Genomic DNA, 21,854 nt, shown 5'->3' with positions numbered 1-21,854 from the left:
TACTGGCATGGCTAAGGCTTCCCGGCGCGGGCGTCAATTTCACGCAGGGCGCCATATAGGCGTTGCAGCGCCGTGTAGGCGAAGGCCAGCAGCAGCGCGGCCAGGTGTATGATTACCCACCACCACAGCGCCTCGCGCAGCAGCCAGAAGCCGGTTTGCAACGCGGGCGAGAGCACGCCGAGGAGTGCGCGCACCGGCGCCTCCCACAGTAGCAGCACAATGGCGGGGAGAAAAAGCCGGGGCAGGCGGGCGGCCAGCGCATAGAGGCCGGGCAGGGTGAAGAGCAGGAAGATCGCGCGGTAATAGACGTTTTGCGCCGCGAAGAAGCAGAGCACGAGCAGGGCCGCGCCGCCGAGCAGAAACACCAGCCGCGCCGGGTCGATGGTCTTCTCCCAGCCGGCGTAGCGGCGGGCCAGCCACAGGCTCCACCCCAGGGCGCCGCCGCACAGCAGCCAGGAGGCCAGCGCCACCACCTGCGCGCCGGAGGAAAACACATGCGCGCCAAAAAACTGGTTCAGCCGCGTGGCGGTGAGGATATGCAGCCAGTTGAAGCCGCGGGGCAGGTCGATCTGCCCAAAGGTGGCGCGGAAGGGCGTGCTGCTCGGCACGATGCGGATGGCGGTGGCCGTGGCGTGCCCGAACCGCAGCAGGTAGAGCGCCGCCGCGCCGCCGCTCAGCGCCACCAGTGCCAGAAACAGCTTCAGCCGCTCGCGCAGCGCCAGAAACAGCAGCGCGGCGGGGTAGAATTTTGCCCCCGCGGCCAGGAGAAACACCGCATAGGCGCCAAACCGCCGCCGCGGCCCCAGTAGCAGCCAAGGCAGCGCCAGCGCGGCGGCGATGAAGATCGCGGCGTCCAGATTGCCCTGTTCCAGCGCGTAGAAACTGGTGGTGGAAACCGTTGCCGCCAGCCTGAGCCGCAATTCACCCCGCGAGGCCGGAACCGGGAGGCGGGCCAGCGCCGCGCAGAAGCCCAGAGCGAGCAGCACGCCGCCCAGTGCGGTATCGGCCGGGCCAATGGGCAGATAGGCAGCGCGCAGCAGCAGCGGCGCGTAGTTATACACCCCGCCGCCCAGGCAGGCGCTGGGCAGATACACATTCACGCCCTGCCGCCAGCAGGCCCCTGCCTGCAAAATCGCGCCCAGGTCAACAAAGGGCACCGCCTTGCGCACACCGTCAGGGATGGCGGTGAGGGCCAGGTAGAGCGGCAGGTCAACCGCGCGGAGCAGCCAGCAGGCGAGAAAAACCCCAAGGTAGACCAGGCTGATGGCGTAACGGCGCAGGGTGGGAGAGCGAGGCATGCGGCGGCCCTCGCACAAGAGCCGCCGCCGGGCAAGTTCACCTTAATTCACAGAGGATATGTCTGGCTGGCATTCTTGGTTAACCAGTCGAAGAAGACACTGATCGGATCGTTGGCGGGGGCGCCTCTGCGAAGGACAAAGTAATTATATTCGTCATTGATGGTCCGGTCCGATAAGCGGACCAATCGCCCCGCGGCGAGATCGTCCTGGATGATATCGGTTGGACAAAGCGCGATGCCCTGCCCCGCCAGAACAGCCGCGCGCAAAAGATTGAAATCACCGAATATGATTTCCGCCGGGCCATGATTGGCGACCGGATAAGCATCGCCGAGCCATTTGCGCCAGCCTGAGGTGTCAGTGTCATGCAGCAAATTGCATTTTGCGATGTCCGCGGCCTCGGTAAGCTGGGCGTGGGTTTGCACAAAGCCCTGGCTGCAAACAGGCACGCTGGCGCCCGAGAGCAGCCGGAGGATGTCCATTTTCGGTGCAATGGGTTTGTCCTTCGCGTAGACGATGGCGATGTCAACGTCTTCAAAGTTAATTTCATGGCCGAAAATTGCGTATATGATCTTGAGGTCGATTTTTGGAGCCGTCTCACGAAATAACGGTAGCCTGGGAATCAGCCAGCAAATCGCAACCGAGGGGATAACGGCGACGGTTAATTGTTGCTTTCTGTTTTTCCGGCGCATCTCCTGGCATGCGGTGTCAATATCGGAAAATGCCAGGCGGAGGGCGCCGGCGAGCGAAGTTGCGCTCTGCGTGAAGCTAAGGGTTTTCCCCCGGCGATCAAACAGGCTGGTGTCGAGCCATTCTTCGAGATGCCGCATTTGGTGGCTTACGGCCGAGGGTGTTACGTTGAGTTCATCCGCGGCGCCATAAAAGGTGCGGTGCCGGAAGACGGCGTCGAAAACCCTGAGAGCATTTAGCGGCGCGTAGCCCACATCGCCTCCTCGATAAGGTGAATTATTCTCATTTTATAATGAGATATTCTCGTTTGACAACGCATATTTGTTGAACAAAACTCATGTTAGCATAGGCTTTGATGGATTGGGAATACTGATTCCATCCTGGCTGAATATTTACCGCCGATATCTCTGGCGAGGTTTTGTTGGTGGGTGTGGCTGGATGGTTTCCGGCCGGTCAGGGGGGGCGGATGATGCGTGAAACGGAGGGCGGATTTTAGGAGCGCCGGGAGGCGTTGGGCGCATGTGCTGCAATGATTGCAATCAGGGGTTGAGGCGGCTCATCCTTTTGCGGGCGCCCTGCGGCGTGGGCGGGTTGAGGCTGCCAAGCATAAACAAAAATATCTTGGTATATCAAAGATATTCAAGAAAACAAGAAAACCGGGGACAAGTTTAATACATCGGTTGTCGACGACGAGGAACGTCACGCGGCTAGTTCTGCGTTAAACAAGTAAGGAAATAATTTCATGGATAGTGTCTTAATTGATGAGCTGGCATGGACCGAGTATCGGCGGCGTGCTGTCGATGAGCGTCAGCCGGTGCTGATTCCGCTCGGTGCCCTGGAACAACACGGCCCGCATATGTCGATGAATCCGGATGTTGTGATTCCCAGCGCCATTGCGGCGGCGGTCGCGCGCAATGTTGGGGCTCTGGTTGCGCCGGCTTTCGCTTATGGTGCCAAATCGCAGCAGAAAAGCGGCGGCGGTAATCATATGTGCGGCACGGCAAGTCTGGATGGCCATACGTTGACCTTGGCGTTGAAGGATATCCTGAAAGAGTTCGCGCGGCACGGTGTGCGCCGGGTTGCGCTGATGAACGGACATTATGAAAATCTGCCGTTCGTGACGGAAGGAACGGAGCTCGCCATTCAGGAATTGAAATGGGGCGGCATAAATGATTTTCGGGTGATCATCATCTCCTATTGGGATTTCGTGAACCAGGACACGATCCAGAAGGTTTTCCCGGAGGATTTCACGGGATGGGATGTAGAGCATGGCGGCATCCTCGAGACGTCGCTGATGCTTCATCTGAAGCCTGCTCTTGTTGATATGTCGCTGGCTCCCATTCAGCCGCCGGCGAAATTTCCGCCCTACACGGTTTTTCCGCCGATCCCTGAATGGACGCCGGAATCAGGTTGTCTTTCATCGCCTGCCGCGGCAACCGCGGAGAAGGGGAAGATCCTGTTTGATGTAACGGTTGAGGGCATAACGGGCGCGCTGGGAACAGAGCCGGCCTGGCAACAAAAATAAAAGGGGACGTTTTACAATGAGCAACAGATTAGATCATGAATATGTCGCATCGGACAAGGTTGGCGCGGTTGAGCAGCACGGGATCGACCCGATACCCATTGCCGACCGCCATGGTTCACCGTTTGAACTGTTCAAATTATGGGTCGGGGCGAATGTCAATTATGTCGTAATCGTAACGGGTGCGTTCGCGCTATCCGTTGGTGTGACATTCAGCCAGGCGATTATCGCGATCATCACAGGCAATCTGATCGGATGCCTGATGGTTGGCCTGACCTCGATCCAGGGACCGAAAACGGGTACGTCAGGTATGATGACTTCACGTGTCAGCTTCGGGCAATTGGGGTCCGTGCTGCCGAAGGTCGTGAATGTGGTTTCGGCGCTAAGTTGGTTCTCGATCAACTCGATCGTCGCCACGGAGGCGCTTGAGGAACTCTTCAAGCTTGCCGGATTTGGCGGGCATGGTGCCGTGTGGGTCGCTCTCGCGCTCGTGCTGGCCGCGGAACTTCTCATCGCGATATATGGACATGCGACGATCATTGCGGCGGAAGGGCTTATTGCCGTGGTCCTGGCGGCGCTATTCTTCGGCTTGGCATTGTTTGTGGTGCCGCATGTGCCGATGCACCAGCTTTTGACTTTCAACAACCATCAGGGCTCGTTCAGCGCCTGGCTGGTCGCGGTGGGGATCATCGCATCCTACCCGATTGGCTGGACAAATTTTGCCTCCGATTATAGCCGCTATTTTCCGCCGGGCATGAGCTGGAAGAAGATCGCGTTGTCGGCAGGTCTCGGGCAGTTCGTTTCTCTTGCCTTGTGTGAAGTCATTGGTGTGGTGTTCGCGATCGCCGTTGGTGGCAATCTCGGCAACGACCCTGTGAGTGCGCTGGGGCAGTTCTTGCCGACCTGGTTCATGGTGCCGCTGTTGATGGCGGTGATCTTTGGTGGTGTGGCCGCCAATGTTCCCAATGGCTATACCGCGAGCTTGGGGCTGCTGGCCCTGCGTCTCCCGATGTCGCGCCTGGTTTCGTTAGCGGTCATTGCATTTTTCACGGTACTCGTGCGCGTTGCTGTAGTGTATTACGGCGCATTTTTCGATGTCTATCAGAATTTCCTGAACTACATGGTCTTCTGGACTGGGCCGTGGGCGGCGATTATCATCGTGGACTACTTCCTTCGTGATGGGGTCTACAACTCTGCCGATATGATGAAGTGGGGGAGTGGGCGTTATTGGTATCAAAGCGGTATATTCTGGCCCGGCGTGATCGCCTTTTCCGTTGGCATCGTCATGTCTCTGGTCTTCTCCAACTCATCGACCTATGCCAGCCCGCTGATGGTGAATGTTCTAGGGTGGGGTGATTTGAGCGTCGAAGCGGGCATCATCTCCGCGGGGCTGGTTTATTGGGCGATGGCCAGGTCGTATATCAAGGCGGCCGTATATGCCAAGGCGCACGCTTAAACGAGCCGGAAGGAACGATCGCAAACCTGCTTGCCAGTCGTGTAATTGAGCTCGGTTGACAAGCTGATTTCGGAATAAAAACATGCAGCCGGGCATTCATTGTCCGGCTGCATGGCGTTTGGGGCGCATGCCGCCTTTTGCGCGATCAAGCCGTGTCGGCTGTCCTTTAGAGATACGCTAACCAGTTTCGCCAGGCGCCGCCGATGTGCGTGTGACGCGCCATTATGATGAATTAAACTCATCTTTTTGGTGAAAACATATCATTTGACTGTCCTATAAATACAGAGGAATTTATCTAAAGGCGATAAAAGCCAATGATGAAAAATTCTAATGGAGAAAACGAACGTGGAACAAGAACGTTTACAGAATTTTGCGAATAATGGTGTGAAGGTGCAGCCGACCTTCTCCGCGCAGGAGATGACGAGGCGCCTGGCCGGCATTCGCGGGCATATGGCAGAGCAGAACATCGATGCTGCATTGTTCACGTCGTATCATAATATCTGCTATTATTCCGACTTCTTGTATTGTTATTTCGGCCGCCGCTACGGCCTGCTGGTTGACCACAACATATCCACCAGCATCTCGGCGGGTATTGATGCGGGCCAGCCCTGGCGCCGGACGTTTGGCAACAACATCACATACACGGATTGGCGGAAAGACAATTACTTCCATGCCGTGCGGCAGCTGGTCGGAGGCGTGAAGCGTCTTGGCATCGAGTTCGATCACGTCAATATAGACCTGCTGAATCTCCTAAAGGCAGAGTTCCCCACCATTGAGTTCGTAGACATCGCTTATTCGGCGCAGCGTCTGCGCATGATAAAATCGGCTGAAGAAATCGAGCATATCACGAAAATGACGAGGATCGCCGATATTGGCGGCGCCGCCTGCGTTGAGGCGATCAAGGTTGGTGTTCCCGAGCATGAGGTGGCACTGCATTCGACGGCTACGATGGTGCGCGAAATCGCAAAGGTCTGGCCGCATGGCGAGTTGATGGATACCTGGACCTGGTTTCAATCGGGCGTCAATACCGATGGCGCGCACAACCCGGTGACCAGCCGTAAAATCGAGCGCGGTGACATTCTCAGCCTCAACTGCTTCCCCATGGTTGCCGGCTACTACGTCGCGCTGGAACGCACGTTGTTTGCCGAAACTGCGACTGATGAAAACATCCGCTTGTGGGAGTTTAATTGCAGTGTGCATGATCGTGGCAAGGAGCTGCTGGTGCCGGGCAAGAAATGCGCCGATGTGGCGCGCGAACTGAACGAGATGTATGCCGCCGAGGGGCTGCTGCAGTACCGCTCCTTCGGTTACGGTCACTCCTTTGGTGTGCTTTGCCATTATTATGGCCGCGAGGGCGCGTTGGAACTGCGCGAGGATTGTGAGACAGTGCTGCAGCCGGGCATGGTCGTCTCCATGGAGCCGATGATCACCATCCCCGAGGGCAAGCCTGGCGCGGGTGGCTATCGTGAGCATGATATTCTCGTCCTCACCGAGGATGGAAACCGCAACATCACGGCTTTCCCCTACGGGCCTGAGCACCTCATCGTGAAGTGACGTACACCCCGTGACACGGAAATGATGCTTAATCGCAATATAAAATTACGTGTCACGGGGCAGCCATTGCCAAAATAGAATGCCGGGAAGGGGAGATGTTGTGAAAAACGTTAAGAACATCATGTCAGATCAGGACCAAAAAATGCAGGATATACAAGATTTTTTTGATCTGGATCTCGCGGCCGCCGATCCAGTGATCGCGGATGCGTTGCGCCATGAGCTGAACCGCCAGCGCCATGGGCTGGAGCTTATTGCGAGCGAGAACGTCGTATCGGCTGCGGTTCTGGAGGCGCAGGGCAGCATTTTAACCAATAAATACGCGGAAGGTTATCCGGGCCGGCGTTATTATGGCGGCTGTGAATATGTGGATGTGATCGAGCAGGTGGCGATTGACCGCGCCAGGCTGTTGTTCGGCTGTGCGTTTGCAAATGTCCAGCCGCACTCGGGCGCGCAGGCGAATGGCGCGGTTTTGTTCGCGCTGCTGCAGCCCGGCGACACCATCATGGGCATGAGCCTCGCCCATGGCGGGCATCTGACGCATGGCGCCGCGCCGACCCTCTCGGGCAAATGGCTGAATGCCGTGCAATATGGCGTGAATCCCGGAACGCAAACGATCGATTACGACGAGGTGGCGCGTCTGGCGCATGAGCACCGTCCGCGTTTGATTATTGCCGGGGGCTCGGCCATTCCCCGTGTTATCGATTTTGCCCGCTTCCGCGCGATTGCCGATGAGGTTGGCGCGTTTCTGATGGTCGATATCGCGCATATTGCGGGCCTGGTCGCGGCGGGGGTGCATCCCAGCCCGTTTCCGCATGCGCATGTCGTCACCAGCACGACGCATAAAACCTTGCGCGGGCCGCGTGGCGGGCTGATTTTGACGAATGATGAGGCGCTTGCGAAGAAGCTGAACTCGGCGGTGTTTCCCGGGCTTCAGGGTGGGCCGCTTGAGCATGTCATCGCGGCGAAGGCGGTCGCGTTTGGCGAGGCGCTGAGCCCGAAATTCAAGACCTACGCGCGCGCGGTCGTCGAGAACGCGGCTGTTCTGGCCGCAGGGCTTGCGAACAGAGGGTGCGGCATTGTTTCGGGCGGCACGGATACGCACCTTGTTCTGGTCGACCTCAGGCCGAAGGGGCTGACGGGCAAAGCCGCCGAGCAGGCGCTCGACCGCGCGGGCATTACCTGCAACAAAAACGGCATTCCATTTGATCCGGAGAAACCGGCGATTACCTCCGGGATCAGGCTGGGCACGCCGGCCTGTACCACGCGCGGCTTTGGCGCCGGTGAATTTGAGCATGTCGCTGCGTTGATCAGCGAGATGCTGGGTTCCATCGGCAAGCCTGAAGAGGAGGCCGTGACACGCGCCGTGCGTGGGAAAGTGAATGAATTATGCGACGCATTTCCGCTTTATCCGTCGTTTCGTTAGAGCGCGATCGTTTGAGGTTCGCTCAACCGAGCGAGCCGAAAGCGTGAATCGCCCTCAGAAAAGCGGCCAGAGTCTGATCGCACTTAAAGCGATCAGGCTTTAGCCCGCAGGTCCGGGGCGGCGTTTCCGCGATTTCGAATATCCGCAGCAATCAACCAAAAACTTAAGGCGTTATGATCTGATGCAACGCTACTCCGCACTCGCGCTGATCCGGCAGTCGATTAACGGCCATAAAGGCTGGAAGCCCCAATGGCGCGAGCCTGAACCAAAGCGATCTTATGACGCCATCATTGTCGGTGGTGGCGGCCATGGGCTGGGCGCTGCGTATTATCTGGCCAGGAAGCACGGCATGCGCAATATCGCGGTGCTCGAGAAAGGCTGGATCGGCGGCGGCAATACCGGGCGCAACACCACCATCATTCGCTCGAACTATCTGTTCGACGAAAGTGCGGCGCTTTATGACCATGCGTTGAAGCTTTGGGAGGGCTTGTCCCAGGAGCTGAATTACAATGTCATGTTCTCGCAGCGCGGCGTGCTGATGGTGGCGCATAATGTGCATGACGAGCAGAGTTTCAAACGCCATGTTTCCGCCAACCGGCTGAACGGCGTTGATAATGAGTGGCTGACGCCTGAGCAGGCCAAGGAATTTTGCCCGCCCCTGAACATCGCGCCCGGTATGCGCCATGCCGTCACTGGCGCGGCCCTGCAGCGCCGGGCCGGCACCGCGCGGCATGATGCGGTGGCCTGGGGCTATGCTCGCGCGGCGGATGCGCTGGGCGTTGATATCATCCAGAATTGCGAGGTTACGGGGATCGAGCGTGATGCGTCCGGCCATGTGACAGGTGTGCAGACCACACGCGGGCCGATCGCCTCGCGCCGCATCGGCGTGAGCGCCGCGGGCAGCACCTCGCTGGTGATGGCGATGGCCGGGCTGCGCATGCCGCTGGAAAGCTATCCGTTGCAGGCGCTGGTGTCAGAGCCGGTGAAGCCGATTTTTCCGTGCGTCGTGATGTCGAACACGATTCACGCCTATATCAGCCAGTCCGATAAGGGCGAACTGGTGATTGGCGCGGGGACTGATGCCTATATCTCCTACAGCCAGCGCGGCGCGTTGCATATTCCGATGCACACGTTGGAAGCGATCTGCGAATTATTCCCCATTTTTCGCCGCATGCGGATGATGCGCAACTGGGGGGGGATTGTCGATGTCACGCCTGACCGCTCGCCTATTTTGGGAAAAACCCCGGTGCCTGGGCTTTATGTGAATTGTGGCTGGGGGACCGGCGGCTTCAAGGCGACGCCCGGCTCGGCGGATCTCTTCGCCTATACCATCGCCAGGGACGAGCCGCACCCGATCAATGCCCCATTTAATCTTGAACGTTTTGGCGCCGGCCGGCTGATTGATGAAGCCGCCGCCGCCGCCGTCGCCCACTGAAGGAAGCCAGGAGATGCTTTTAATTCCATGCCCCTATTGCGGCAACCGGCCCGAAATTGAATTTGCCTATGGCGGCGAGGCTCATGTTGTGCGCGCCGCCGATCCGGGCCAGGTCGATGACGCCGGATGGACCGAATTTCTGTATTGCCGGAACAATCCGCGCGGAGACCACGCCGAGCGCTGGCGCCATGCCTATGGCTGCGGGCGGTTCTTCAACGTCAAACGCAACACCTACACTGACCATATCGAGGCGAGCTATCGCATCGGGGAGACACGCCCATGACCCAGGCTTACCGGCTTGCGGCGGGCGGGCGGATCGACCGCTCGCGCACACTTGGCTTCAGCTTCGATGGCAAGCATTACAAGGGCTATCAGGGCGATACGCTGGCTTCGGCACTACTGGCCAATGGCGTGCATCTCGTTGGGCGGTCATTCAAATATCACCGTCCGCGCGGCATTCTCTCGGCGGGGGCCGAGGAGCCGAATGCGCTTGCCGGCGTTGGCTGCGATGACGCTCATTATACGCCTAATCTGCGCGCCACCCAGGTGGAGCTGTATGACGGGCTGAAGGCGGAAAGCCAGAACCGGTCTCCTTCGCTGGTGCGCGATTACGGGGCCGTGAACGATCTGCTCTGGCGCTTTTTTCCGGCCGGGTTCTACTATAAGACCTTCATGTGGCCGAGGAAGGCGTGGACGAAATTCTTCGAGCCGCGCATTCGCGAAATGGCAGGTCTCGGCCGGTCGCCGCAAACGCCGGACGCCGCGTGTTATGCGCAGCGTTTCGCGCATTGCGATGTGCTGGTGATCGGCGCCGGGCCTGCTGGCCTCGCCGCGGCGCTGGCCGCCGCCAAAACCGGCGCGCGGGTGATTTTGTGCGATGAACAAGCCGAGCCGGGTGGCTCGCTCCTCGCGGAACCGGATGCGGTGATCGACGGCTTGCCCGCGGCGGACTGGCTCAAGGCGGCGCTGGCCCAGCTTGCGGCGTTCCCAAAGGTTAAGGTTTTGGCGCGCACCATCGCTTTTGGCTATTTTCCGCATAACATGCTCGGGCTTGCGGAGTCGCTGACTGATCATGCCGGTGAGCCGGATGATACATCGCCCCGGGGCAGGCTCTGGCAGGTGCGGGCGAAGGAGGTGGTGATCGCGGCTGGCGCGATCGAGCGGCCGCTGGTCTTCCCTGATAATGACCGTCCGGGCATCATGCTGGCGGAGGCGGCGCGTATCTATGCCGAACGCTACGGTGTTTTGCCGGGCCGCAAGCCCCTGGTGTTCACCGCGCATGACAGCGCCTACCGGACCGCGCTGGCGCTGCACCGCGCCGGTTGCGCGGTTGCGGGGATCGTGGATATGCGCCCGGCCGCGGATGGCCCCTATGCCGCGGCGGCGCGCCGGGCGGGGTTGCCGATTTATCTGGCCTCCACCGTTTCGGGCACGGGCGGGCGGCTGCGCGTGGCCCGTGCCACCGTGGTTTCGCTGGCGGGTGGTGCTGAGCAGCGGATTGACTGTGACACCATTCTGATGTCGGGCGGCTTCACGCCCAGCGTGCATCTCTTTTCGCAGAGCCGCGGCAAATTGGTGTTTGATGCCACACTGGATGCGTTTTTACCGGGCGCGCCGGCCGAGGCATGCCGCGTCGCGGGGGCCGGGGCGGGTTTGCAGACGTTGAAGGAGGCGTTGGAGTCTGGTGCCGCGGCGGGCGCCGGCGCCGTGGGGGGAGCCGCGGTTACCTATCAGGTCACGAATGCGCCGCTCGCGCGCGGCGGCTTCATCGGTGTTGTGCCGGGTCATGTGGATCCAACTTCCGTGCGCGCCTTTGTTGATTATCAGAACGATGTCACCGCAAAGGATGTTTCGCTGGCGTTGCGCGAGGGGATGCGCTCGGTTGAGCATGTCAAGCGCTTCACGACCACCGGCATGGCGACTGACCAGGGCAAGCTTTCCAACATGAATGCGTTGGGAATTATGTCGGCGGAACTGGGCAAGCCGGTTTCCGCGATCGGCACCACGACGTTCCGCATGCCCTATACGCCGGTGCCGTTTGGCTATTTCGCCGGATACGCGCGCGGCGAATTGTTCGAGCCCGAGCGCCGCACCGCGATTCACGGCTGGGCGGCCGAGCGGGGCGCGGTGTTTGAGGATGTCGGCCTTTGGAAGCGTGCGCGCTACTTTCCCCAAGGCGGGGAGGACATGCGCGCGGCGGTCGCGCGGGAGTGCCGCGCGGTGCGTGGCGGCGTGGGCATATTCGATGCCTCAACTCTGGGCAAGATCGAGGTGGTTGGCCCCGATGCGGCGGAGTTTCTCAACCGCATGTATATCAACGCATGGACCAAGCTGCAGCCGGGACGGTTGCGGTATGGCATATTGCTGCGCGAGGACGGTTTCATCATTGATGACGGGGTGATCGGCAGGGTCTCCGAGACATGTTTCCACGTCACCACTACCACGGGCGGCGCACCGCGTGTGCTGGCGATGATGGAGGATTATCTGCAAACCGAGTTTCCCGAACTCGATGTCTGGCTGACCTCGACCACCGAGCAATATGCGGTGATCGCGCTACAGGGGCCGCTGGCGCGCCAGGTTATTGAACCGCTGGTGGAGGGGGCGGATATTTCCGCCAAGGCCATGCCGCATATGAGCATGGTGGAATGCCGCATCGCGGGGGTTCCCGCCAGGCTGTTCCGTGTCAGCTTCACGGGTGAACTCGGCTTTGAGATCAACGTGCCCGCCGATTATGGCCGGAGCGTTTGGGAGGCGTTGATGGAGAGCGGGCTTGCGCATGGCATCACGCCTTATGGCACCGAGACCATGCATGTGCTGCGCGCGGAGAAGGGGTATATCATCGTTGGCCAGGAGACCGACGGCACGGTGACGCCAGCCGATGTTGGTTATAGCGGGATGATTGGCAAGGCGAAGCCTGATTTCGTGGGCAAGCGGGCTCTCGCGCGCGAGGCCTTCGCCACGCAGACCAACCGCAAGCAGCTTGTCGGCCTGCTCACCGCCGATCCGGCTCTTGTGCTGGAGGAAGGCGCGCATATCGTCGCCGACCCCGCGCAACCCAAGCCGATGACAATGCTTGGCCACATCACCTCCTCCTATTGGAGCGAGACCCTCGGCCGGTCGATCGCGTTGGCCTTGTTGCGCGACGGCGCGGCACGAACCGGCGAGACGCTCCATGTCCCGCTTGAAAGCGGCGATGCGCGCGTCACGGTGGTTTCATCCGTTTTCTATGACCCGGAAGGAGTCAGGCTCAATGGCTAATCTTGTGCACATGGTTGCGCCAGCGCGGCGCGTTCCCCCCTGCGCGGATACGGGTGACCGGCGCTACACCCCGGTTAATGGCGGCGCGCGTTTTCTGCTGCGGTTGCGCGAAGCCGCGATCGGCCCGGCGGCGGAGGCGCTTGGCATCGATCTCGCGGTGCCGCTTAACCGCGCCTCGGTGGTGAACAGCCGCGGCGCGATGCGCCTAAGCCCGGATGAATGGCTGTTGCTCTGGCCCGAAACCGAGGCCGCTAGCGTGGCGCCACTCCTCGCGGCGCGGCTGACGGATAGGCGTTATTCGCTGACGGACATCAGCCATCGCCAGACCGGCCTCATGCTCAATGGCGCGGCAGTGCCTGATATTCTCAACAGCGGTTGCGCGCTTGATTTTGACCTCGCCGCCTTTCCGGTTGGGATGGTGACACGCACGAATTTTTTTAAGGCGGAAGCCGTGCTTTGGCGCCAGGATGAGTTTAGTTTTTATCTGGAGGTTTGGCGATCTTTTGTGCCCTATGTCTGGAGTCTGCTATCCATCGTCGGCCGTGAATACCCGGAATAGACGATGATAAGCGTATTTGAGCTGTTCAAGGCCGGGATAGGCCCATCGTCTTCGCACACCACGGGGCCGATGCGTGCGGCCAATCATTTTGTTGCAGGATTGATGGCGGCGGGGGTGGCTGCGCGCGTCGCGCGGCTGCGCGTTACGCTGTTTGGTTCGCTGGCGTGGACGGGCAAGGGGCATGCCACGGACAAGGCGGTTGTTCTTGGGCTGGCCGGCGAATTGCCCGATACAGTGGACCCCGGCCGCGCGGAGTCCCTGGTCGCGGATATTTCGCTACGTGGCAGGCTCGCATTAGGTGGAAGGGAAATTCCGTTTATCCCCGCAACCGATATCACATTTGACCGTGAAACACCGGCGCCGCGCCACCCCAATACATTGGCGTTCGAGGCGCTGGATGACACCGGCGCCTGCCTTGCCGCGGAGCGCTGGTGTTCGGTTGGCGGCGGGTTTGTGGTGCGCGAGGACCAGCCAGGCGAACGCGGCGCGATTTTAGCGCCGGTGCCTTATCCATTCGATCATGCGGTTGATCTTTTGCGCATAGGCCGGGAGACGGGGTTGACGATCGCTGCGATTGTGCGCGCAAACGAATTCGCGCTCCGCCCGGAGGCGGAGGTTATTGCGTATGTGGATCGGATGATTGCCATCATGATGGCCGTGATCGACAGGGGGTTGTGTGGCGAGGGCCTGTTGCCAGGCGCGTTGAAGGTGCCGCGCCGCGCCAGAGCTTTGCACGAACGGCTTGAAGCCGATACAAACCGCAACGACATGGCCCCGCATGAGAAGATGGACTGGGTCAGCCTGTTTGCCATGGCGGTGAACGAGGAAAATGCGGCCGGCGGGCGGATCGTCACCGCGCCGACCAATGGCGCTGCTGGTGTCATACCCGCGGTGTTGCGCTATTACCGTACGATGTGCCCTGGCGCGTCGGACGAGGGCATGCGGAATTTCATATTCGTGGCTGCCGCGATCGGCGGATTGTTCAAGACCAATGCCTCGATTTCCGGCGCTGAAGTGGGCTGCCAGGGTGAGGTCGGGGTTGCGGCATCGATGGCGGCCGCCGGGCTGGCGGCGGCGCGTGGCTGCAGCAACGAGCAGGTGGAAAACGCCGCAGAGATCGCCATGGAGCATCATCTGGGCATGACCTGCGACCCGATTGGCGGGCTGGTGCAGATACCCTGCATCGAGCGCAATGCGTTTGGCGCCATCAAGGCGATCAGCGCGGCCTCGCTGGCCAAACGCGGCGATGGTTCCCATTTCGTCTCGCTCGATCAGGTTATTGCAACGATGCGCCAAACCGGCGCGGACATGAACTCAAAATACAAGGAAACATCACTCGGCGGACTTGCCGCGAATTTTATCGAATGTTGAAGATTTTTCAGGGATTTTTTCTGCATTTTGCCGCCCTGGTTGCCCATTGCGGAGGCGCATATGGCCTGGCACGGATGTCCTCCCGGTTATCCAAACCGGCCTGTTGACGAAATATGTTGTTCGCATCGTGGTTATTTCGGGATATCCGCAAGGGCATCCGAAACTCCCGCGCCAATTTTATCCCGGGCGTTGGTAATTTCCGTTGATATTCAACGATAACGCGAGACCAGCCAGAAAGCTCTTCATGCGCCAAGCGGCATTGATAACGGCGGCGGCGCCGTCCTTTCCTGTCGCCCGTGCCGCGCTCAGCGGCTTGCTGGCCATGTTTGTGGGTATCGGCATTGCCCGCTTCAGCTTCGCGCCGCTCGTGCCGGCGCTGGCCCAGGCGCATTGGTACAGCGCCGCGGACGCCTTTTGGTTTGCCACCGCGAATCTCGCAGGATATTTCATCGGCGTGGCGGTGGCCAGGGCGTGGCGCCGCTCTTATCCGGCGAAACCTGCGATGGTGCTGTCAATGGGCGTCACGGCCACCGCGACGTTATGCTGCGCGTTGAACTGGGGTTGGGTTTGGTTTGCTCTTTGGCGTTTGGTCTCTGGCGTGACCGGTGGGATCATAATGGTGCTGATGGCGTCATCGGTTGTGGGCAGGGTGCCAGCCGCGGTGCGCGGACGGGTGAGCGGGTTCGCGTTTTCGGGGATGGGCGCGGGCACGGCCTTCAGCGCGCTGCTGATGCCGCATCTCCTGCTCCGCGGGCTGGCTTTTACCTGGAGTGCGCTGGGTATTTTATGCGCGGTGGCGACGCTGGCCGTGGCGTTGATAATGCCAGACTCGCGCGTTGAACCGGCGCCCCGGCATGTTGCCAATGGCTTGCCGCCGCGTGCTGTGGTGGTGCTGATCGCCGCCTATGCGCTCGCAGCGCTTGGATTCATGCCACACATGCTCTTCTGGTCCAGTTTCGTGGCGCTTGGCTTGGGGCGCGGCGTAGCGGCTGGCGCGATGATGGCGGCCTGGGTTGGCGTGGCGGCCATGCTGGGCCCGCCTGTGTTGGGGCGGGTTGCGGACCGGTTCGGCTTTCTGCCTGCATTGGGCAGCGGTTTTTTGGTGATGGGCTTCGCCGTTGCGATACCGCTATTCACGCATGCTGCCGCGGCACTGGTTTTATCCGCCATTTGTGTTGGAGCGGTGGCATTGGGAACGGTGATGCTGGTGGCAGGGGCCATTGCGGGCATGGTGCCCTCGGCCCGGCTCGCGGCGGATTGGGGGCTGGCGGCCATGGTCTATTCGGTGACGCAGGCAATTGCCGCGGCGCTGCTGTCGCATCTGTTTCGTGTAACGGGCAGCTACGGTCTGCTGTTCAGCATCGGGGCGCTGGCAATGGCCGGTGGTTTTCTGCTGATTTTACTAACAGCGCGGATGGCGCGGGGCATGAGGACATCGTGACGTAGCTCCATCCTGCGTGCCTCTGCCGGCGACATGATTTGCGGCCCGTGGTTTTCATTGTGCTTTGAAATTTACCAGAAAATCAGAAGTTGCCGTGAATTATCGCGTCATTCTGGTTTCTCTGGGTCATCCGTTGAGAGGCTTGCGCGGAAATGATCCGCAAGACGGGTCAGCAGCTTTGTTAGCGTCTCTGTGCCCTTCAAGCCCAGAACGCCGTTGATCTCCGCGGTCAACCCTTGGGTCTCGCGGTCAAAGAAAATCTCCAGTGAGCGCCCCTTTGCGGTAAGCTCAACCATGACGACACGGCGGTCCTCAGTCGATTGTTTCCGCTTGACCAGACCTCGGCTTTCAAGCCGCTTGACGGTCTGCCCGACGGTGGCGTTGCCGATGTCCAGCCGTTTTGATAATTCCGTCTGCGATAGTGGTGCTGCCCGCCAAAGCTCATGCAATACATACGCGCCAGCGGGATGCACGCCACTTCCCGCAACCCTGCCGATGAAGCTGGTTGTCTGCAGCCGCGCCACCACCTGGAGCATGTAGGCGGCGCCGTTTTTTACCGGGTCCATTTCGGGTTTTGTAATGGTATTGGGCCGGCGCGAGGTGCCTGGCCTTCCCTCCTTAACGCTTCGCGGCAAGACCTGCTCCTCAATCAATTAGCCGGGTTGTTCAGGTTTATCAGCTGGGCCGTTAAATGCAATGGTGCGAACAGCATGGGCTTCAGAACGCCCGCCGGGCAATCCATTGTTCCTGCATATGATTATGTTCTCGCATATATCTGTGCGCAACCATTGCGCCGATTACCACATTACCGGAAAATTTTAAGAAAATGCAGGATAAAAACTCTGCGATGCAATTAACCACGCTGACGCCTGCCCGGACGCTGCTTGCGGGAAATGGCTTTTCCGCTTCGGCGCGTGGCCGCCATGGGGCGTGATGCTGCACTGCGGCCGGCTGTTGGGCGGTGGCTTCTGCATCAGAAGGAATCGCTAAATTTTTTTCAAAACATTGCCTTTGGTGGTTCACTTGCGGGTCATAAGCGTGCATACTTAATCTCTGACTGATCATGAAAATTGCGCGGAAAATCAAAACCAGGAGGAATAATAACATGGATTTAGGACTCAAGGAGCGGAAGGTTATTATCGGCGGCGCGGCGCGTGGCATCAGCAAGGCGATTACGGAATTGCTGGCGGCCGAGGGTGCGGAAATCGGCATGTTTTCCCGTAATGCCGAAGCCTTGGAGGCGCATCGCGCCGCATTGGCGAAAAATGGTGCAAAGGTGATCGCGCAAGCATTTACGCTGACCGATCGCGAAGGTTACAAATCTTTTCTGGGTGGCCTCGCCGAAAAACTGGGCGGCGCGGATATTTTTATCCATAGCCTCAGCTCTTCGGGCAATGCCGCAACACAGGATTGGCAACAGAGTTTTGAAATCGACATGCTTGGCGCGGTTGATGGGTGCGAGGCATTGCAGCCTTATCTTGCGAAATCCGGCAGTGGTTCGGTGATTTTGATGTCGAGCACCGCGGCGGTGGAGACTTTTTTGATTCCTCAGGCATTTAACGCCATCAAGGCGGCGCTTATAACTTACGGCAAGCAGCTCTCCCAGGCCTGGGCCGCTGAGGGTATTCGCGTCAACATTGTCTCTCCCGGTCCGGTGAGCTATCCGGGCGGCAACTGGGAAATGATCAAGGGAGCCATGCCGGGTCTTTATGATGCCACGCTGGCACAGATTCCGCTGGGGCGTTTCGGGGCGCCGGATGATGTGGCGAAGGCGGTGGCATTTCTCGCGAGTCCGGCGGCATCTTATATCACCGGCACCAATCTCATCATTGATGGCGGTTACACCAAACGCGTTCAGTTCTGACCGTGAAAGGCCCGGCGAAAGCCGGGTTATCCCGGAGATAAAAAAGACCGCCTCAATGATGAGGCGGTCTTTTTTTAATCAGGCCGCCAAAGCAGGATCGCGCTATAGCGGCGGCATTGCCAGATATCGTGCCAAGGTCTGATGAAGATGGCGGATGCGCACTTCCTGATAGGCAGAGAACATCACGCCGGCGGTGCCACCGTCGCGCAGGCCCGCTTGGCACATTGCCAGCCCCACCGAGTCCTGGTCATAAATCTGTCCAAGCCACGGCGGCAATGCGCCGCACGCGGCGAAACTGTCGCCGGGGCCTAAATCCACATGCTCCGTTTCGGGTACCGGCGATCCGTCTTGCGGCTTTGGCTTAAAAATCATGAAGTCGAACACGGCTTGATTCGGATTATCGCGCACCGGTGTGAACCGGTAGGCATAAGGATAGGTAAGGGAGCGGAACAGGACGAAATTCGGGAATACCGAATATTGCATCGCGTCCGCCGCTTCCGTGTCCGAGAGCGTGCTATAATCGCGGCCATCCGCCGCGCTCATCGCCTGGCGCGTCGCGGTGGCAAGGAATGTGCGGGCGCGCATGTCTTTGGGCAGTTGTGGAAATTCACTGCCGCCAAACACGGTCGCGAGCGAGGCTTCAAGGATCTCCTGCTCATTCAGCCTGCGGGGATACTGATCGCTCTGCACGCCGACGGGTTCGAGAAAACGGCTGATTGTCTCGTTGCCGGGCCAGACATCATATTGCGTGCTGGCGTCGCCGCCAAATGGCAGCGCCTGCGAATGAATGCCGGCGAGGTGGAAGGATTCGATAAATCCCTCAATGCAGGTTTTCCAGTTCGCATTCATTGTCTTGTGGATCATCTGCGCCAGATAAACGCTCTCGCGCGGCCAATCGGCAAAGTGTTCCGGCAGATTGGCGAGGTAGTCTTCCAGCGGCGCTGCATCCGGGTCCCGGTTGATGAACACAAACCCGCCCCAGCGGCCGGTGCGCGCTTCGGGCAGGTTGAATTTTGCTTCTTCGAGTTGTGGAAAATCCCAACGCGCCGGGACATGCGCCAGGCTGCCATCGAGGTTCCAGGCAAAGCCGTGAAACGGGCAGGTGAGTTTTTGCACGCTGGTGTCATGCGCGCAAAGCTGCATGCCGCGATGCAGGCAGCTATTGTAAAATGCCTTGATTTCATCGGGTCCGCTGCGGACGATGAGCAGCGAGGCACCGGGGCTGTGATAGACCACAAGGTCACCGGTTTCGGGAATTTGCTCCTCGCGGCATGCCACTTGCCAGACGCGCGGCCACATGCGCTCCAATTCCGCCTGGGCGAACTCGGGGCTGGTATATTGGGAGCGCGGCACGCCCGGCACGTCGATTGCGGCTTCGGAATAGGCGGTAAACAGCGCGGGGGCCGGCCGCGGATCATGCTTAATGACCTCCTGATAGCTTGGCGCTGAGGTATCGCGATAGGCTGGGGCGATCTTCGGCATGCTCTGGCAACTCCCGTTTTTCGGCCCCAAGGGGCTTTTGCGCCAGCATACGATCCGTCATGGGAAAGTCAATATATTATGCTAGCATAATACTGTCCGGTTATGGCGCGGCGGATGAAGGCACGGAGGGCGCCTGCTGCGGTGCAACATTGATTTCAATCAAGGAGATTTCCACCAATTTATGATTATAGGTGACGGTGATCTTTGATCGATCCGTCCAAAAAATTCTCGGGCGGCCATTGTGCGGGAATGGTCCGGATTTTCACCATCGGGGTGATGGCGGGCCAGATGGAGGCGTTATGCGTGACCTTTCGCAGCTTCGTGCGGATATGGTGGAAAATCAGATAGAAGCGCGTGGAATCAAATCCAGCCTGGTATTGGCGGCGTTGCGCAAAGTGCCGCGGGAAGCTTTTATCTCAGACCGGCTTCGGGAATTTGCCTATGAGGATTCGCCGCTTCCCATCGCGGCGGGCCAGACCATATCCCAGCCCTATATCGTGGCGCTGATGACGGAGGCGCTCGGTCTGGCGGGCGGTGAGAAAATTCTCGAAATCGGCACCGGCTCGGGTTACGCGGCGGCTGTGCTGGGCGAAATTGCGGCGCAGGTCTACACGGTGGAGCGCATCGGCGAACTGGCCGAGACGGCAAGCGCGGCGCTGAAGGCTCTTGGCTATGACAATATCCATGTCCTGCATGCCGATGGCAGCCTGGGCTGGCCCCCGGAGGCACCCTATGATGCCATCATCGTCACGGCAGGCGGGCCGGAGGTTCCGCAATCGCTTAAGGAACAACTGAAGATCGGCGGCCGGCTGGTCATTCCGGTGGGCATCAATCCGCGCGCCCAGGAGCTTGTGCGCGTGACCAGGCTCCCCGGCGGCGCTTTCAAAAGCGAGGACCTCGCCGATGTCCGGTTTGTGCCGCTCATTGGCAATGAGGGCTGGAGCGAGGAAAATGCGCCGGCTCCGCCAGAGCCAGGCCCGGCGCGGCGGCGATTGGCCGAGGCGGATATCGTGGGCGCCATTTCCGTTGCGGCTGAACCGTTCGGCTCAATCGGCGAGGCAAATCTCGAGAGGCTGCTGGAGCGGATCGGTGATGCGAAAATTGTGTTGCTTGGTGAAGCGAGCCACGGCACAGCCGAGTTTTATCTGATGCGGCAGCGCATTTCCCAGGAGTTGATAGAACGCAAAGGCTTCCGCTTTGTCGCGATCGAAGGCGACTGGCCCGATGTGGCGCGCCTTGACCATTATGTGCGCCATTTTGAATATCCGCCCAGTGAATGGACGGCATTTGCGCGATTCCCGGCCTGGATGTGGCGCAACAAGGAGATGCGCTCGTTCGTGGATTGGCTGCACGCCCATAATAAAAATTATGCCGCCCCCCGGCGGATCGCGTTTTATGGGCTTGATCTCTACAGTCTCTACACCTCCATCGGCGTAATTCTAAAATATCTGGATGAAGTCGATCCGGATTCCGCGAAGATCGCACGGGAGCGATATGGCTGCCTGACGCCCTGGCAAAGTGACCCCGCGACATATGGCCGCGCGGCGTCGAACGGAAATTTGCGGAACTGCGAGGCTGAGGTGGTCCGCATGCTTGAGGATATCGTGCGCAAACAGAGCGACTATACCGTGCACGATGGTGAACGCTTCATGGATGCGATGCAAAACGCCCGGCTGGTGAGCGATGCCGAGCGGTATTACCGGATCATGTATCAGGGCAGCCGCGCCTCCTGGAATCTGCGCGACAACCATATGTTCGAGACATTGAAGGCGCTGCTGGATTTTCATGGCACGGACGCCAAGGCCATCGTCTGGGCGCATAACTCCCACATCGGCAATGCCGCGGCGACGGAGATGGCGGCGCGCGGCGAGTTCAACATCGGCCAATTGTGCAAAGGCAGTTTTGGCGATGGCGCCTATGCCATAGGTTTTGGCACCCATTCAGGAACAGTGGCCGCGGCTTCCAGCTGGGACGGCGTGATGGAGATCAAATCCGTGCGCCCATCGCTTCCACAAAGCTATGAGCGGCTTTGCCATGAAACCGGCCATCCACGCTTTATGCTGCCGTTGCGCGCCGAGTCAGCCCCGCGGGCGCGCGCTAAACTGCTGACCCCCCATCTGGAACGGGCGATAGGTGTCATTTACCGGCCGGAGACCGAACGCGGCAGCCATTATTTCCAGGCCGTTCTGCCGGAGCAATTCGACGAGTATGTCTGGTTCGATTCAACCCAGGCGGTGACCCCCTTCGAGACCAAAGAGCTTGAGGGGCTACCCGATACCTATCCCTTTGGTTTGTGACATCTCCAGCGCGCCGCGCGTGCTGGCTTGGGGCGCCGGGTTGTGACAAAAAGCCCGCGGATAAGCTAGGCAGATTACCATATACAAGCGTACAACATTGTAATATATCGGGCGCAGGTTGCGTCCGAGGGGAGATATTCTATGCACGACAACAAAGTCATCATCAGCTGCGCGGTCACGGGTGCCATTCATACGCCCTCGATGTCG

At 59.6% G+C, this 21,854-nt stretch carries 17 protein-coding genes; 12 read left to right on the top strand and 5 right to left on the bottom strand.

Annotation, left to right across the window (positions count from 1 at the left end):
- Positions 1 to 11 precede the first annotated feature (11 nt).
- Together QQJ84_RS15295 and QQJ84_RS15290 are read right to left on the bottom strand one after the other, a co-directional pair.
- On the bottom strand, positions 12 to 1,298 hold the full coding sequence (locus tag QQJ84_RS15295; RefSeq protein WP_284259177.1) for a hypothetical protein: 1,287 nt from the start codon (positions 1,296 to 1,298) through the stop codon (positions 12 to 14).
- A 47-nt stretch (positions 1,299 to 1,345) separates the two neighbouring features.
- Positions 1,346 to 2,239, bottom strand: a complete 894-nt coding sequence (locus tag QQJ84_RS15290) for a LysR substrate-binding domain-containing protein (RefSeq protein ID WP_284259176.1) — start codon at positions 2,237 to 2,239, stop codon at positions 1,346 to 1,348.
- 488 nt (positions 2,240 to 2,727) lie between these two features.
- On the opposite strand from QQJ84_RS15290, the gene QQJ84_RS15285 reads away from it, so the two are divergent.
- From QQJ84_RS15285 to QQJ84_RS15240, 10 genes are all read left to right on the top strand, one after another.
- Positions 2,728 to 3,510 (top strand): creatininase, encoded by a 783-nt coding sequence (locus QQJ84_RS15285; RefSeq protein WP_284259175.1) that lies wholly within the window; start codon positions 2,728 to 2,730, stop codon positions 3,508 to 3,510.
- Positions 3,511 to 3,526: 16 nt separating this feature from the next.
- On the top strand, positions 3,527 to 4,963 hold the full coding sequence (locus QQJ84_RS15280) for a purine-cytosine permease family protein (protein ID WP_284259174.1): 1,437 nt from the start codon (positions 3,527 to 3,529) through the stop codon (positions 4,961 to 4,963).
- 345 nt (positions 4,964 to 5,308) lie between these two features.
- Positions 5,309 to 6,517: an aminopeptidase P family protein gene (locus QQJ84_RS15275; protein ID WP_284259173.1), complete on the top strand. Its 1,209-nt coding sequence runs from the start codon at positions 5,309 to 5,311 to the stop codon at positions 6,515 to 6,517.
- 142 nt (positions 6,518 to 6,659) lie between these two features.
- On the top strand, positions 6,660 to 7,940 hold the full coding sequence (gene glyA / locus QQJ84_RS15270) for a serine hydroxymethyltransferase (protein WP_284259172.1): 1,281 nt from the start codon (positions 6,660 to 6,662) through the stop codon (positions 7,938 to 7,940).
- Between the two features lie 181 nt (positions 7,941 to 8,121).
- Positions 8,122 to 9,375: a sarcosine oxidase subunit beta family protein gene (locus tag QQJ84_RS15265; RefSeq protein WP_284259171.1), complete on the top strand. Its 1,254-nt coding sequence runs from the start codon at positions 8,122 to 8,124 to the stop codon at positions 9,373 to 9,375.
- A 13-nt stretch (positions 9,376 to 9,388) separates the two neighbouring features.
- Positions 9,389 to 9,658, top strand: coding sequence for a sarcosine oxidase subunit delta (locus QQJ84_RS15260; RefSeq protein WP_284259170.1), 270 nt, complete (start codon positions 9,389 to 9,391; stop codon positions 9,656 to 9,658).
- Positions 9,655 to 12,633 carry a sarcosine oxidase subunit alpha family protein gene (locus tag QQJ84_RS15255; RefSeq protein ID WP_284259169.1) on the top strand — a complete coding sequence of 993 codons (2,979 nt, stop codon included), beginning with the start codon at positions 9,655 to 9,657 and terminating at the stop codon, positions 12,631 to 12,633. Before QQJ84_RS15260 ends, QQJ84_RS15255 begins: the two co-directional genes overlap by 4 nt.
- A complete protein-coding gene (locus tag QQJ84_RS15250) occupies positions 12,626 to 13,192 on the top strand; it encodes a sarcosine oxidase subunit gamma (protein ID WP_284259168.1) in 567 nt (188 codons plus the stop codon). The genes QQJ84_RS15255 and QQJ84_RS15250 overlap by 8 nt, the downstream gene beginning before the upstream one ends.
- Before the next feature lie 3 nt (positions 13,193 to 13,195).
- The gene (locus QQJ84_RS15245) at positions 13,196 to 14,563 is read left to right on the top strand and encodes an L-serine ammonia-lyase (protein ID WP_284259167.1); all 1,368 of its coding nucleotides are present in this window, start codon (positions 13,196 to 13,198) and stop codon (positions 14,561 to 14,563) included.
- A gap of 244 nt (positions 14,564 to 14,807) precedes the next feature.
- Complete coding sequence (locus QQJ84_RS15240; RefSeq protein ID WP_284259166.1) at positions 14,808 to 16,004, top strand: YbfB/YjiJ family MFS transporter; 1,197 nt, start codon at positions 14,808 to 14,810, stop codon at positions 16,002 to 16,004.
- A 107-nt stretch (positions 16,005 to 16,111) separates the two neighbouring features.
- On the opposite strand, the gene QQJ84_RS15235 is transcribed toward QQJ84_RS15240, so the two are convergent.
- Together QQJ84_RS15235 and QQJ84_RS15230 are read right to left on the bottom strand one after the other, a co-directional pair.
- The gene (locus QQJ84_RS15235; protein WP_284259165.1) at positions 16,112 to 16,639 is read right to left on the bottom strand and encodes a MarR family winged helix-turn-helix transcriptional regulator; all 528 of its coding nucleotides are present in this window, start codon (positions 16,637 to 16,639) and stop codon (positions 16,112 to 16,114) included.
- An 82-nt stretch (positions 16,640 to 16,721) separates the two neighbouring features.
- Positions 16,722 to 17,111: a hypothetical protein gene (locus QQJ84_RS15230; RefSeq protein WP_284259164.1), complete on the bottom strand. Its 390-nt coding sequence runs from the start codon at positions 17,109 to 17,111 to the stop codon at positions 16,722 to 16,724.
- Between QQJ84_RS15230 and QQJ84_RS15225 the strand changes: the two genes are divergently transcribed.
- Positions 17,110 to 17,868 carry an SDR family NAD(P)-dependent oxidoreductase gene (locus QQJ84_RS15225; RefSeq protein WP_284259163.1) on the top strand — a complete coding sequence of 253 codons (759 nt, stop codon included), beginning with the start codon at positions 17,110 to 17,112 and terminating at the stop codon, positions 17,866 to 17,868. The two genes, QQJ84_RS15230 and QQJ84_RS15225, sit on opposite strands and share 2 nt — an antisense overlap.
- Before the next feature lie 102 nt (positions 17,869 to 17,970).
- On the opposite strand, the gene QQJ84_RS15220 is transcribed toward QQJ84_RS15225, so the two are convergent.
- Positions 17,971 to 19,350: an aromatic ring-hydroxylating oxygenase subunit alpha gene (locus tag QQJ84_RS15220; RefSeq protein WP_284259162.1), complete on the bottom strand. Its 1,380-nt coding sequence runs from the start codon at positions 19,348 to 19,350 to the stop codon at positions 17,971 to 17,973.
- A gap of 299 nt (positions 19,351 to 19,649) precedes the next feature.
- On the opposite strand from QQJ84_RS15220, the gene QQJ84_RS15215 reads away from it, so the two are divergent.
- The gene (locus QQJ84_RS15215) at positions 19,650 to 21,647 is read left to right on the top strand and encodes a protein-L-isoaspartate(D-aspartate) O-methyltransferase (RefSeq protein WP_284259161.1); all 1,998 of its coding nucleotides are present in this window, start codon (positions 19,650 to 19,652) and stop codon (positions 21,645 to 21,647) included.
- The last annotated feature ends 207 nt before the right edge of the window (positions 21,648 to 21,854 follow it).

Source organism: Acidocella aquatica (assembly GCF_030160635.1).
GTDB classification, from domain to species: Bacteria; Pseudomonadota; Alphaproteobacteria; order Acetobacterales; family Acetobacteraceae; genus Acidocella; species Acidocella aquatica.
Note: the sequence above shows the minus strand (reverse complement) of the source record. Positions and strands in the feature narration are given on the sequence as shown.

Excerpts from the sequence above, each read along its gene's own strand:
- QQJ84_RS15225 (WP_284259163.1), top strand. The coding sequence starts at position 17,110 with ATGGATTTAGGACTCAAGGAGCGGAAGGTTATTATCGGCGGCGCGGCG.
- QQJ84_RS15255 (WP_284259169.1), top strand. The coding sequence starts at position 9,655 with ATGACCCAGGCTTACCGGCTTGCGGCGGGCGGGCGGATCGACCGCTCG.
- QQJ84_RS15245 (WP_284259167.1), top strand. The coding sequence starts at position 13,196 with ATGATAAGCGTATTTGAGCTGTTCAAGGCCGGGATAGGCCCATCGTCT.
- QQJ84_RS15265 (WP_284259171.1), top strand. The coding sequence starts at position 8,122 with ATGCAACGCTACTCCGCACTCGCGCTGATCCGGCAGTCGATTAACGGC.
- QQJ84_RS15220 (WP_284259162.1), bottom strand. The coding sequence starts at position 19,350 with ATGCCGAAGATCGCCCCAGCCTATCGCGATACCTCAGCGCCAAGCTAT.
- QQJ84_RS15230 (WP_284259164.1), bottom strand. The coding sequence starts at position 17,111 with ATGTTATTATTCCTCCTGGTTTTGATTTTCCGCGCAATTTTCATGATC.
- QQJ84_RS15295 (WP_284259177.1), bottom strand. The coding sequence starts at position 1,298 with ATGCCTCGCTCTCCCACCCTGCGCCGTTACGCCATCAGCCTGGTCTAC.
- QQJ84_RS15260 (WP_284259170.1), top strand. The coding sequence starts at position 9,389 with ATGCTTTTAATTCCATGCCCCTATTGCGGCAACCGGCCCGAAATTGAA.
- QQJ84_RS15280 (WP_284259174.1), top strand. The coding sequence starts at position 3,527 with ATGAGCAACAGATTAGATCATGAATATGTCGCATCGGACAAGGTTGGC.
- QQJ84_RS15240 (WP_284259166.1), top strand. The coding sequence starts at position 14,808 with ATGCGCCAAGCGGCATTGATAACGGCGGCGGCGCCGTCCTTTCCTGTC.
- QQJ84_RS15215 (WP_284259161.1), top strand. The coding sequence starts at position 19,650 with ATGCGTGACCTTTCGCAGCTTCGTGCGGATATGGTGGAAAATCAGATA.
- glyA (WP_284259172.1), top strand. The coding sequence starts at position 6,660 with ATGCAGGATATACAAGATTTTTTTGATCTGGATCTCGCGGCCGCCGAT.
- QQJ84_RS15285 (WP_284259175.1), top strand. The coding sequence starts at position 2,728 with ATGGATAGTGTCTTAATTGATGAGCTGGCATGGACCGAGTATCGGCGG.
- QQJ84_RS15250 (WP_284259168.1), top strand. The coding sequence starts at position 12,626 with ATGGCTAATCTTGTGCACATGGTTGCGCCAGCGCGGCGCGTTCCCCCC.